Source organism: Gemmata sp. SH-PL17 (assembly GCF_001610855.1).
Taxonomy (GTDB): Bacteria; Planctomycetota; Planctomycetia; order Gemmatales; family Gemmataceae; genus Gemmata; species Gemmata massiliana.
In genome coordinates, this window is sequence record NZ_CP011271.1 from 8,725,118 (window position 1) to 8,738,053 (window position 12,936).

The following is a 12,936-nucleotide window of genomic DNA, read 5'->3' on the forward strand; positions in this document are numbered from 1 at the left end:
TCGGGACCGCTACACGCCGCAGCGATGAGGCGATGGGCGTGGCAACCGGAGTGTGAATCCGACTAGGTGAGGAAGAACTTGTCAGCCGATCGTTCTCGCACGACTCATCAGCAAGTTCGGCGGGTGGTAATTGCTTGTACGGTTCGGCCCAACGATCCTCCTTGTATTTCTCCTCAGCTCGCGCGTATCCGTCCTCCCGCGCGTACCGCGCTTCGGCGTACTCCTGTCCTCCGTTCGCGCTCAGGCAGAAGTCCGCCACGTCTAGCCCTCCCTCTTCCGCAATTCGGAACCGATACGATGGTGCTGCTTGAGCAACACCATTTTTTTCTCAAGTCGCTCGAACGCGGTCCGAATTTCTTTGAGGTCCTCTTCTGCCAACTGGACGACTACTTCCTCGTAATCATTCGATACCGTTGTGTGCGTCACCATATTCAGGGTGATCACAAGCAGGTGCGATGTTATCTCGGTGGCCTCTTTGTTGAAGACTGGACGCACATCGCATACGGTTCGGAAGCTGTGCAGGTGCGGGATGGGGCCGGTCTCGAGGTCTCGCACCTTATCCGAGAAATCGCGTTTCGGAAGATCGGAAAACAGCTTAACGATATAGTCTTTTTTGGATCTTATCTGCCCAATTAATCCCTTTGCGAGTTGCCCGTTCTCTCCTGTTTGAATGCGCCCGAGAAAATGCTCCAACTCGGTGGGAATCGACTCGGCTTCCCTCTTTGCTCGCACGCGCTGAGTATGAACGTGATTGAGGAAGACGGAGAGCTTTGCAGCCGCCTCGTCAGAAATCTGTAGTAGATCAGCGACCTTGATGTAGAAGCGGTACTGGAGGCGGAACTCGTGGGAGTCGAGGTGTCCGCGCAGCTTCTCGAACTGATCCGGGGTCAACGCCGCGAGGATCACGAGGTCGTGCAGGGCGTCGTCAGGTAGAAATAGCCAGTGAGCCATGTCCGGAAACCGTTACGCGCGACCCAATGCACACGCCCGTTGCAGAGGGCGTCCGATGATTGTCAAGTCGCGTAGGGCAAGTTTTTAGGGTACGGAGGCCCCCCCTCCGTTACAAGGACGCACTCTGATTCGGATGGGTTCGGGTAGGGCGCCTCATCCGACTGTGGCGACTGCGCAGGCCGCGTCTGGCAGCACGGGCCGTATTCTGCCCGAATCTAGTTGTCATCTTCCACCCCAATTCTACTCCCACCGAACCGGCACAGGGCTCGCGGTAAACACGAGCGTGTCGGATTTCCAGGGGCGGGGAACGGGCTGTGCGATTAGTAGGACGCTAAGAATGATGGTGTTCATACGAGCGATTAGAGCAGATCCGAACGTGTGGCGCAAGTTTCAGAACCATACCGATCGAGCACCGGCATTTCCTCAGCCCCGCTTCTCATGCTAAGGTGTACACTCCTTGCGAGAGTACATGCCGAAGCGGAAGGGCGAGCCCAAGCCTCAAGGGACTGGCGCGGTCAAGAAGAAGTCGGTCGCGGTCAAGAAGACTGCGGTCAAGGCGGCGGCTGCGCCGCGCACCAAATCGAAACCCACTCCCAAATTTGCCGCGAAGCCCACATCCCGTGCGAAGCCGACGGCCGCACCAGCGCCCCCAGCTCCCACCCGCACGCCGGCGAGCACTGCCGAGCGCGACCGGCTCGCGAATGCGTCCCGTCTACGGGCCGACACCAAGCGCGAAGCCGGGCCGTGCCCGGACATCCTGGACCCGGAGCGCCGGGAGGCGTGCTCGAAGTCGCTCCGGCTGTTCTGCGAGACCTACGCCCCGCAAGCGTTCTCGATGGGGTGGTCCGAATCGCACCTGCGCGCGATCGCCCGGATCGAGGAGGCCGCCACTCGGGGCGCCCTGTTCGCGTTCGCGATGCCGCGCGGCTCGGGCAAGACCACGATCAGCCGCATGGGCGCGCTGTGGGCCACGCTCAACGCGGTGTGCCGGTACGCCTTCGTGATCGGGGCCACCGCGGAGAAGGCCGGGGACTCGCTCACCGCGATCAAGACCCTGATCCGGTTCTCCGACGCGCTCGCGCTCGATTACCCCGAGGTGTCGCACTATGCCCGCGCGCTGGGCGGGATCGCGAACCGGGCCAGCGGGCAGACGTGCGACGGGGTGTCCACGCTCATCGAGTGGTCGAGCGACGGGATCGTGTTCCCGACCGTGCCGCCCCCGGAGAACTGGCCACCGCACTGGCCGCTGCGTGCCGACGGCATGGTGCCCACGTCGGGTATCGTGATCGCGACCAGCGGGCTCACCGGGGACGGGCTCCGCGGGTCGCTCAAGGCCCTCACCACCGGCGAGATGGTGCGCCCCGACTTCGTGCTCCTCGACGACCCCCAGACGCCCGAGAGCGCGCGGTCCAAGACCCAGAACGTGGTGCGCGAGCAGCTCGTGAGCGCCGACGTGCTCGGGATGGCCGGACCCGGGAAGAAGATCGCGGCCGTGATGCCGTGTACCGTGATCGAGCCCGGCGACATGGTGGACCACCTGCTCGACCGCAAGAAGCACCCGCTCTGGCGCGGGGAGCGCACGGGCATCCTGCGCTCGCTCCCGCGGAACCTCGCCGCGTGGGACGGGTACTTCGAGGAGTACGCCCGGTGCGCGCAGCTCGAACCTCCCGACTTCACCGAATCGAACGCCTACTACGTCGCCCACCAGGTCGAGCTCGAAGCGGGAGCCGAGGCGAGTTGGGACGAGCGCAAAGATCCCGAGGACATCAGCGCGATCCAGCACGCGATGCACCTGCGGTTCCGCGACCCGTTCGCGTTCGCGGCCGAGTACATGAACGACCCCAAGCCGCTCCACGCGGTCGCGGCGTCCGTGCTCGATCCCGACGTGTTGGCGAAAAAGGTCACGAACCTGCCCCGGCTCGCGGTCCCGCGCTCGTGTACCCGGCTCACGGCGTTCGTGGACGTCGGGGAACACGTGCTCTGGTACGCGGTGGTCGCGTGGGACGAGCGCTTCGGGGGCTCGGTGATCGACTACGGCCCGTACCCGGACCAGACCCGGCTGTACTTCGCCGCGGCCGACGCGCGCCCGACCCTCTCGACGCTGACCGGGATGGACAAGATCCCACAGGAGGCCGTGATCTACGCCGGGCTCACGGCGGTCACCGATCGAATCTTGGGCCGCAAGTACGTGCAGGAGGAGACCGGGACCGAGCTCCACGTCGAGCGGTGCCCGATCGACGCGAACTACGGGCCGCTCACGGACCTCGTGTACGACTTCTGCCGGCGCTCCAAACACGCGGCCGTGCTGCTCCCCTCGCACGGGAAGTACATCAGCCCGAAGGCGACCCCGATCGCGAACTGGCGGCGCCTGGACGGGGAGCAGATCGGACCTGGGTGGCGCATCTCCACCGCCGAAACGGGGAAGCGCGGGCGGAAGGTCGTGTTCGACACGAACAAGTTCAAGTCGTTCGTGGCCGAGCGGTTCCGGACCCCGCCCGGGGCGCCCGGGTGCCTCCAGTTGTTCGCCGCGAGCCAGGCCGAGCACCAACTGTTCGCGGACCACTGCGCGGCCGAATACCCGAAGCCCCGCGACCCGGGGGCCGCCGGGTACGAGGTCGATGAGTGGGTGGCGCGATTGAACCGGGACAATCACTGGTGGGACTGCGTGGTCGGGGCCACCGTCGCGGCGAGCGTCCTGGGCCTGCGCTGGGACGCCGGTACCGCGGCCGGGGCACCGCCCGTCACGGTCACGCGCAAGAAGGTTCGCCTGTCCGACAAGTTCCGCGAGAAGCACGGAGCGATCTACTGATGAGCACAGGTGATGCGCGCAAGAAGCCGCGGACCAAGGGGGCACACTGTGCCGACTGCCGCGGGCACCGGCTGCACACGATCCGGTTATGTCGCTCGCCGAACGGCGTCGTCACGAGAGATATGGTGTGTTCCGCGTGCGAGGCCGTGACGCGGCTCGGGCTGTGCTGTCCGAAGTGCGGGGATGTGCGGTTCAAGACCGAATATACCCGGCACCGCGGCGGAACGACCGTTCGGGTAAAATCATGTCGCGGGTGTGGGCACCGAATCCGGACACGCGAGAGTATCGAATCCTCATCCACGTGACACGTGATCGAGTTCATTCGGAGGCGGCCGTGCGCGTTATTGACATGTCGTTGATTGGAGCGTGTTTGTGGCTACTATTCCCTCATTGCTGCGAACTCGCATCTTGCGACGGTTCTCATGAACGACCCGATCGACGCAACGCAGAAGCAAGCTCAACTCCCGGCAGTTCCCGAGCCTCCGTCGGGCGCGGAAAGGGATACGTTGAGCCGTCCGAACGTACCACCTCCGAGTTCGACGGATGGGGCAACGCTGACGGCCCCTAGTGCGCAGCCCGTGTCCAGCGTTTCCGGGGACGAAACGCGGCTCACTCCCTCGAAAACCCAAACGGCATCTTCAGCCGAAATGCCTGTGGTCTCTGGCTACCAGTTGACCCACAAACTCGCTACGGGCGGAATGGGCATCGTGTATGCAGCCCACGACATGACATTCGGGCGCGAAGTCGCGGTCAAGGTGATGCTTCCGGGCATGCGCGTCGAGGAGTTCCTGCGCGAGTCCCAGATCACCGCCCGGTTGACGCACCCGGGCATCCCCCCTGTGTACGCACTGGGAACACTCCCTGACGGGCGCCCCTTCCTGGCCATGAAGTTGATCCAGGGAAACACCCTCGACACGCTCCTCAAAACCCGATCCGACGCGGCGAGTGAACACGGGCGGCTTCTCGCGGTGTTCGAGCACGTGTGCCAGGCCGTCGGTTATGCGCACATCCAGGGCATCGTACACCGAGACCTAAAGCCCTCGAACATTATGGTGGGGGCGTTCGGCGAGGTCCAGGTCATGGACTGGGGGCTGGCCAAACAGATCGGCGGCTCGGAGCCCGAAACGACCGCGACGGACACGGGCGCGTTATTCACCACGGAAACGGCGGCGACGGTGGCCGGCGCAGTGAAAGGAACGCCGTCATACATGGCTCCCGAACAAGCGCGTGGGGAGCCGGTCGATGCTCGAGCCGACGTGTTCGCCCTCGGGGGCATTTTGGCCGCGGTTCTGACGGGTCGGCCACCGTTTGTCGGCAACAGCGCGATGGACACCATCATCCGAGCCGCGGGTGCAGAACTGGGAACCATTTACGCCGAGTTGGACGCGAGCGGGGCCGATCCTGAGTTGATAGAACTGGCGAAACAATGTCTCAGGGCGCGCGGGGACGATCGGCCAACAAATGGTGCGGCCATTGCGACCTCGGTCGCAACCTTCCGGACCGGCCTGGAAGAGCGGTTGCGCCGATCCGAGCGCGAGCGGGCCGTCGCCGATGCCAAAGCAGAGGAGCGCCGGAAACAGAGGCTGATCCAGTGGATTTTGGCCGTTGCAGTTCTACTGCTCCTGGGATCTGGCGCGTTCGGTGCCATTATTGCATCACTTTGGAGCACCGCCGAGAATAACAAGCGGATCGCGGAAGGTGCGAGAGATGAAGCCGTTGGGCTCAAAGAAATTGCGGAACGCGCACAGGCGAACGAAGCCGAAGCACGCCAGAAACTAGAACGTGAACGGAAAAGACTCGCGGCATTTGAATATGGGCGGACGATGCAGTTCGCCCACCAGGAGTGGCGGGAGAACAATCTCTTGAGCGCCCGCGCCTTACTCGACAGTACAGAGCCCGAATTGCGAAGATGGGAGTGGCACTACTTGAATCGCATTTGCGGCGCGCAGCTCGCCCTCAAGGGGCACACGGGTCGGATGGTATCCGTGGCGTTCAGCCCTGACGGATCTCGGATCGTGACCGCCAGTGAGGACCATACGGCCCGGGTGTGGGACGCGAAGACCGGGGCCGAAGTGTGCGTCCTCAAGGGGCATACGGGCTTGGTGCTTTTCGCGACGTTCAGCCCCGACGGAACCCGGGTCACGACTGCCAGTTGGGACCACACGGCCCGGGTGTGGGACGCGAAGACCGGGGCCGAAGTGAGTGCCCTCAAGGGGCACGTGAACCCGGTGGTTTTCGTGGCGTTCAGCCCCGACGGAGCCCGGGTTGCGACCGCGAGCAGGGACCACACGGCTCGGGTGTGGGATGCGAAGACTGGGGCCGAGGTGTGTGTCCTCAAGGGGCACACCGATCGAGTGCTTTCCGTGGCATTCCGCCTGGACGGAACCCGGATCGCGACCGCCAGTTGGGACCACACGGCTCGGGTGTGGGATGCGAAGACCGGGGCCGAAGTGAGTGCCCTCAAGGGGCACACGGACCCCGTGCTTTCCGCGGCGTTCAGCCCCGATGGATCTCGGGTCGTGACCGCCAGCGAAGACAATACGGCCCGGGTATGGGACGCGAAGACCGGGGCCGAAGTGAGTGCCCTCAAGGGGCATGTGGATCGGGTGCTTTCCGCGGCGTTTAGCCCCGATGGATCTCGGGTCGTGACCGCCAGTTGGGACCACACAGCCCGGGTGTGGGACGCGCGGACCGGGGCCGAGCTACGTGCCCTCAAGGGGCATGTGGATCGGGTACTGTCCGTAGCATTCAGCCCCAATGGATCTCGGGTCGTGACCGCAAGCAGGGACCATACGGCCCGAGTGTGGGATGCGAAGACCGGGGCCGAGCTACGTGCCCTCAAGGGGCACGCAGGTCCGGTGGTGTCCGTGGCGTTCAGCCCGGACGGAAATCGGATCGCGACCGCCAGTTGGGACCACACGGCCCGGGTGTGGGACGCGAAGGCCGGGGCCGAGGTGAGTGCCCTCAAGGGGCACACCGATCGAGTGCTTTCCGTGGTGTTCAGCTCTGACGGAACCCGGGTTGCGACCGCTAGCGACGACAAAACAGCCCGGGTATGGGACGCGAAGACCGGGGCCGAAGTGAGTGCCCTCAAGGGGCACACCGATCGAGTGCTTTCCGTGGTGTTCAGCTCTGACGGAACCCGGGTTGCGACCGCCAGCGACGACAAAACAGCCCGGGTATGGGACGCGAAGACCGGAGCCGAAGTGAGTGCCCTCAAGGGGCATGTGGATCGGGTGCTTTCCGCGGCGTTCAGCCCCGATGGATCTCGGGTCGTGACCGCCAGTGAGGACCACACGGCCCGGGTATGGGACGCGAAGACCGGGGCCGAAGTGAGTGCCCTCAAGGGGCACGCGGGTCCGGTGCTTTCCGCGGCATTCAACCCCGATGGATCTCGGATCGTGACCGCCAGTTGGGACCATACGGCCCGGGTGTGGGACGCGAAGGCCGGGGCCGAAGTGAGTGCCCTCAAGGGGCACGCGGATCGGGTGCTTTCCGCATCGTTCAGCCCCGACGGAGCCCAGGTCGTGACCGCGAGCCACGACCGCACAGCCCGGGTGTGGGACGCGCGAACAGGGGCCGAGATGTGCGTTCTTAAGGGGCACACCGATCGAGTGCTTTCCGTTGCGTTCAGTTCGGACGGATCTCGGGTCGTGACTGCCAGTTGGGATCACACGGCCCGAGTGTGGGACGCGCGAACGGGAGCCGAGATGTGCGTCCTTAAGGGACACACTGATCGAGTGCTTTCCGCGGCGTTTAGTCCGGACGGCTCCCGGGTCGCGACTGCGAGCAGGGATCACACGGCCCGGGTGTGGGACGCGCGAACGGGGGCCGAGGTGTGCGTCCTCAAAGGGCACACAGACTTAGTGCTCTCCGTGGCATTCAGCTCGGACGGATTCCGGATCGCGACCGCGAGCCACGATCGCACGATCCGGGTGTGGGACGCCAGCAAGCCAGTGAAATAGCCGGAGCTTAGACTTAATCACCGAAAACGCCCGCGCCGGCCTCACGCATCACCCCGCGTGAGGAGTTCCAAACCGTGTCGTAGAATCGCAGAGTCCACCTGTTGTACTCATCCCGCCAATTCCCTTCGGCCCCGCCCATCCCGCGATTGAAGCCGCGCCCCGGCCGCAACACAGTGGACGTATCACCCGTTCGCTGACGTTGCCGCCGGGGGCTCGCCGTGGCCGATCCTACCGATCTCACCGACACGATCGCGTCCGAAGCCCAGCTCCCCGCGTCCTCGACCAGTGACGGGCAATCCGCCACCGGCCAACCGCTCGACAAGCTCGTCGCGGCCGACAAGCACCTCGCGACCAAGGCCGCGCTGTCCGGGACCAACGCCAGGGGCGGGGCCAAATCCGCGTGGCGCGGGCTCCGGGCCGCGCGCCCGGAATTGCCCGGGGGAGGTCCGGGGTGAGTAACGCACTCATGCGCGCCGGCGAACCCACGCCCGGCAAAATCACGATCGTCGACCACACCGGCCGGCCGTTCCGCTCCGAGCGTACCGTCACGAGGCGCGCGAGCTACGATGCCGCGCGCACCGACAACGAGAACCGCAAGCACTGGGCGCCGGCCGACGACCTGGCGGCGGTCGGGCAGCTCACGCCCGAGGTCCGGCGCGTGCTCCGCAAGCGCACCCGGCACGAGGTGCTCAACAACTGCTACGCCGCGGGCATCGTCCGCACGCTCGTCACCGACACGGTCGGCACCGGGGCGCGGCTCCAGATGCTCACCGACGACGACGCGCTGAACCGGTCCGTCGAGGACCTGTGGCGCGTGTGGGCCGCCGCGGCCGACTGGCCCCTCACGTCGCGCGTCCTGTGCGGGGTCGAGATCGTCGCCGGCGAGTGCTTCGGCGTCTTCCGCGACTCCAAGCGCCTCGAACGGCTCGGGCTCCCCGTCACGCTCGACGTGCGGCTCATCGAGCCGGACCAGGTCGCACACCCGGCGGGCTATTACCCGCTCGCCAACACCACCGGCGACGACGGGATCGAGTGCGACGAGGACGGCGACCCGACCGCGTACCTGATCCTCAAGCGCCACCCGGGCGATCCGCGGTCGTTGTGGGTGACCGGGCAGGCGGACCGGGTGGACGCGCGGAACGTGCTCCACTGGCTCCGGCCCGAGCGCCCGGGCCAGCTCCGCGGGGTATCGATGCTCACGCCCGCGCTCCCGGTCCTGGGCCAGCTCCGCCGGTTCACGACCGCCACGCTCACCGCGGCCGAGGTCGCGTCACTGCTCGCGGGCGTCATCGAGCTGCCCGACGGCACGCTCGGGACGACCGGCGACGAGCCCGATCAGATCGACACGATGGACACGATCCCGCTCGTGCGTGGGATGCTCCTGACCGTGCCCGGTGGCGGGAAGGTCACGCAGTTCAAGCCCGAACAGCCGACCACGAACCACGACATGTTCGTCGCGACCAAGTTGCGCGAGATCGGCCGGGCCATCGACATGCCGTTCGGGAAGGTGGCCGGGGACCACTCGCGCTACAACTACTCGTCGGGTCGGATGGACGACGCCCCGTACTGGCACGGGCGCGACATCCACCGCCAGGGGCTCGAAGCGAAGGTGTTCGACCCGGCCCTGTACCGGTGGTTCGAGTTCGCGAAGTTCGCGCTCCCCAAGCTCATCGGGTACGAGGGCCAGTGGTGGAAGCTGCGGCACCGGTGGCAGTACGACGCGCGCCCCGTCACCGATCCGGTCAAGGACGCCTCGGCCGACGAAATCAACCTGACCAACGGGGCCGACACGCTCGCCGCGATCGCGGCCCGGGACGGGGTCACCGAGGAAGAACTGGTCCTCGCGCGCAAGCGCACGATGGACCTGTACCAGAAGCACGGGCTCCCGCTCCCGGCGTGGCTCGCGGGCGGGGGCGCGGCTCCGGTCCGGACCACAACGGACGAGCCGGCGCCCGCGCAGGAGGGCACCCGTGCGGCCTGAACGGAACACACTCACCGTCCCGACGTTCCCGCGCGCCACCGACTACGCGGGCGTGTGGGCGATCGAGCCGTCGGCCGGGGCCGCGCTCTGGTCCCTCGCCCAGCGCACGGACCTCGCGGTCCACGTCGCCTCGGCCGAATCGCCCAAGCTGGCCGCGGCCGAGCCGTACCAGACGATCAAGGCGGGCGGGGGCCAGCAGATCGCGGTGATCCCGATCGCCGGGGCACTGATGAAGGCCCAGGGGTCGATGTCGAGCGCGACCAGCACGGTCGCGGCCCGGCGCGCGATCCGCAAAGCGGCAGCCGATCCCGACGTGTCCGCGATCCTGCTCCACGTCGACAGCCCCGGGGGCACGGTGAGCGGCACCGCGGACCTCGCGGCCGACATCAAGGCCGCCACGAAACAGAAGCCCGTGTGGGCGTTCGCCGAGGACCTGTGCGCGTCCGCCGCGTACTGGATCGCGAGTCAGGCGGACCAGATCTTCGCGAACACCGCGACCGCGATGATCGGGTCCATCGGCACGCTCGCCGTGGTTTACGACCTCTCGGGCGCGGCCGAGCAGCAGGGGATCAAGGCGCTCGTGTTCGGGACCGGGCCGATCAAGGGCGCCGGCACCCCGGGCGCGCCGGTCACCGAGGAACAGCAGGCGTACTTCCGCGACCTGGTCGAGAACAGCCAGAAGAGCTTCGACGCGGCCGTGCAGAAGGCGCGCGGGCTCACCGACAAGCAACTCGCCGCCGCGAAGACGGGCGGGGTGTTCGGGGCGCCCGAGGCCCTCGAGCGCAAGCTCATCGACGGCATCCAGTCGTTCGACCAGACCGTCGCCGGGCTCGCCGCGGAGGCGCGCCGGGCCAACCGATCGAGTACCACCCGGGCCGCCGGCCCGATCACTGACCGGAGTGCAGCCGTGGAAGAGAACGTCGTCCCCACCCAGACCGCGGTCGGCACCGTGCCCACGGTCGTCGTGACCCAGATCCCCGCACCGAACGCGGCCGATCCGATCGCGCTGATGCGGCAACAGGCCGCGGCCGAGGTCGAGCGGATCAGTGGGATCAACCGCGTGTGCGGCACGAACACCACGCTCGCGGCGGAAGCGATCCGCGGCGGGTGGGCGGTCGAGCGGGCCGAACTGAGCGCCCTGCGCGCGTCCCTCGCGAGTGGCGTTTCGGCCGCGAACCCGCACGCGGGTCCGGCCCTGAACTTCGGGCGCGGGCGCTGGCGCATGGGGGCCGAAGCCGCTCCCGGCGTGGGCGTGTCCGAGGCCCTCGAAGCGGCGCTCCGGATGTCGCTCGGGCGCACCGTCGAGCGCGAGTACCGGGCCGAGGTGTGCCAGGCCGCGCACGAGAGCTTCCGCAACTTCGGGCTCCAGCAAGTATTGATGCTGGCCGCGATCCAGAACGGGTACCCGGGGAGCCCGGGCGAGCGCATCACCGCGGGGAACCTGCGCGCGGTCCTCAAGGCCGCGTTCACGAACAGCGACGGGAGCGTCGACCTGCGCGCCGCGGGCGTGTCGAACATTTCCATGAGCGGCATCCTCGGGAACGTGGCGAACAAGGAGCTCCTGTCCGGGTACGTGGAAGAGGACATGACGTGGAAGGAGATCGCCGCGGTTAAGAGCGTGTCGAACTTCCAGCAGGTCACGAGCTACCGGATGCTCGACGACATGGAGTACGAGGAGCTCGGGCCGGACGGGAAGATCAAGCACGCGACGGCCGGGCAGGAGAGCTACACGCGCCAGGCCAAGACCTACGCGAAGATGTTCAGCCTGTCGCGCACCGACATCGTCAACGACGACCTGGGCGCGTTCGACGACCTGCGCACCCGGCTCGGGCGCGGCTCGTCCAAGAAGTTCAACAAGATCTTCTGGGCCAAGTTCATCAACAACGCCTCGTTCTTCACCGCGGGCCGGACCAACTACATCAGCGGGGCCACCACGAACCTGGGCACCGACGGCGTGGGCCTCGGGCTCGGGGTGCAGGCGTTCCGCAAGATGAAGTCGCCCGCGGCCGACGGCACCAAGGCGGTCAACGCGGACACCCAGAACCCGGTCGGGTCGGCCCCGGGCGGGCGCCCCGAGATCCTGCTCGTGCCCCCCGAACTGGAGGGCAACGCCGAGGTCATCTACCGGAACCAGAACCTGGGCGCGGTCGCGAACGCGAGCGCCAACATCTACCAGAACAAGTACCGCCCGGTGGTCGCGTGGCAGCTCTCGGACCCGGCGTACACGGGGTACTCGGCGACCGCGTGGCACCTGCTCAACAACCCCGCGTACCTGGCCGCGATGGTGGTCTCGTTCCTCAACGGGAACATGAGCCCGACGGTCGAGAGCGCGGACGCGGACTTCGACGAGCTCGGGGTCCGGTTCCGCGGGTACCACGACTTCGGGTGCGACCAGGCCGAGTACCTGGCCGGGGTGAAGTCCAAGGGCGCCGCGTAAGCGCCCGGCGCGCCCGTTCCCCTTACTGCTCGTTCCACCGAGAGGTTCCGATGCTGACTCCGCTTTCGAGGCTCCGCGACGCGCGGGGCGGCAACCCCCGGGCCGCGGCCGTCGCCGTGTTCGCCGGCGACCTACAGGACGTGGCCGCGCCCCTGGACCCGAAGGAACAGGTCGTGTCCGCGTGCCTGAAGCTCGCGCTCCCGGCCGAGCGCCCCGGGGCGACCATCCGGGTGCCCGGTGAGCACCTCGACAAGCTCATCGACCTGGCCTCTCGGCCCGCCGAATAGCCCCGCACATGTGGGCACTGGCGCGTGGTGTGTGGGGAGCACGCCGGGGGACTCGCCCCGGAGGAGCGGGTTCGACTCCCGCCGTGACAGCTCGACTTTTGAAACCGTTCAGGGGACCGACCGATGCCTTACGACGCACAGTTCTCCTCGGGCAACCCGCTCACGGTGGACCACACCCCGTCCGGGGCCGCGGTCCCCGCGGGCGCCGTCGTGGTCACCAACGACACCCCGCGCGTGTGCCACCGGGACATCGCCGACGGCGCCCTGGGCGCGCTCGCGGCCGAGGGCGGGGTGTACCTGATGACCGGGGACGGGATCATCGCCGCGGACAAGCGCGTGTACTGGGACTCGACCAACAAAAAAATCACCCTGACCGCGAGCACGTTCAAGATCTTCGGGGTCACCGTGACCGCGTGCAGCGGGAACAACGCCACGTGCCTCGTGCGCCACGACCCGAGCGCGTAACAACACTCCGCCGGCGGGGGAGATTCGCTCGCTCCCCCGCC

8 protein-coding genes are annotated in these 12,936 nt (G+C 67.1%); 7 read left to right on the forward strand and 1 reads right to left on the reverse strand.

The annotated features are described in order from the left end of the window. Nucleotides 1-261: 261 nt before the first annotated feature. Nucleotides 262-951 (reverse strand): hypothetical protein, encoded by a 690-nt coding sequence (locus VT84_RS36410; RefSeq protein WP_082842990.1) that lies wholly within the window; start codon nucleotides 949-951, stop codon nucleotides 262-264. Between the two features lie 469 nt (nucleotides 952-1,420). Between VT84_RS36410 and VT84_RS36415 the strand changes: the two genes are divergently transcribed. From VT84_RS36415 to VT84_RS36445, 7 genes are all read left to right on the forward strand, one after another. Continuing rightward, nucleotides 1,421-3,760, forward strand: coding sequence for a terminase gpA endonuclease subunit (locus VT84_RS36415; RefSeq protein ID WP_082842991.1), 2,340 nt, complete (start codon nucleotides 1,421-1,423; stop codon nucleotides 3,758-3,760). A 647-nt stretch (nucleotides 3,761-4,407) separates the two neighbouring features. Continuing rightward, entirely contained in the window at nucleotides 4,408-7,725 is a 3,318-nt protein-coding gene (locus VT84_RS36420; RefSeq protein ID WP_162271965.1) for a protein kinase domain-containing protein, read from the forward strand. Between the two features lie 218 nt (nucleotides 7,726-7,943). Next, the gene (locus VT84_RS36425) at nucleotides 7,944-8,180 is read left to right on the forward strand and encodes a hypothetical protein (protein WP_082842993.1); all 237 of its coding nucleotides are present in this window, start codon (nucleotides 7,944-7,946) and stop codon (nucleotides 8,178-8,180) included. Continuing rightward, nucleotides 8,177-9,706 carry a phage portal protein gene (locus tag VT84_RS36430; RefSeq protein WP_082842994.1) on the forward strand — a complete coding sequence of 510 codons (1,530 nt, stop codon included), beginning with the start codon at nucleotides 8,177-8,179 and terminating at the stop codon, nucleotides 9,704-9,706. The genes VT84_RS36425 and VT84_RS36430 overlap by 4 nt, the downstream gene beginning before the upstream one ends. After that, on the forward strand, nucleotides 9,696-12,143 hold the full coding sequence (locus VT84_RS36435) for a S49 family peptidase (protein ID WP_082842995.1): 2,448 nt from the start codon (nucleotides 9,696-9,698) through the stop codon (nucleotides 12,141-12,143). Before VT84_RS36430 ends, VT84_RS36435 begins: the two co-directional genes overlap by 11 nt. 50 nt (nucleotides 12,144-12,193) lie before the next feature. Then, entirely contained in the window at nucleotides 12,194-12,430 is a 237-nt protein-coding gene (locus VT84_RS36440; protein ID WP_082842996.1) for a hypothetical protein, read from the forward strand. Nucleotides 12,431-12,553: 123 nt separating this feature from the next. Next, the gene (locus VT84_RS36445; RefSeq protein WP_082842997.1) at nucleotides 12,554-12,895 is read left to right on the forward strand and encodes a DUF2190 family protein; all 342 of its coding nucleotides are present in this window, start codon (nucleotides 12,554-12,556) and stop codon (nucleotides 12,893-12,895) included. The last annotated feature ends 41 nt before the right edge of the window (nucleotides 12,896-12,936 follow it).

What these genes read in the sequence shown, in the direction of transcription:
- VT84_RS36410 (WP_082842990.1), bottom strand. Translation starts at nt 951, where the DNA reads ATGGCTCACTGGCTATTTCTACCTGACGACGCCCTGCACGACCTCGTG.
- VT84_RS36445 (WP_082842997.1), top strand. Translation starts at nt 12,554, where the DNA reads ATGCCTTACGACGCACAGTTCTCCTCGGGCAACCCGCTCACGGTGGAC.
- VT84_RS36420 (WP_162271965.1), top strand. Translation starts at nt 4,408, where the DNA reads ATGCCTGTGGTCTCTGGCTACCAGTTGACCCACAAACTCGCTACGGGC.
- VT84_RS36440 (WP_082842996.1), top strand. Translation starts at nt 12,194, where the DNA reads ATGCTGACTCCGCTTTCGAGGCTCCGCGACGCGCGGGGCGGCAACCCC.
- VT84_RS36415 (WP_082842991.1), top strand. Translation starts at nt 1,421, where the DNA reads ATGCCGAAGCGGAAGGGCGAGCCCAAGCCTCAAGGGACTGGCGCGGTC.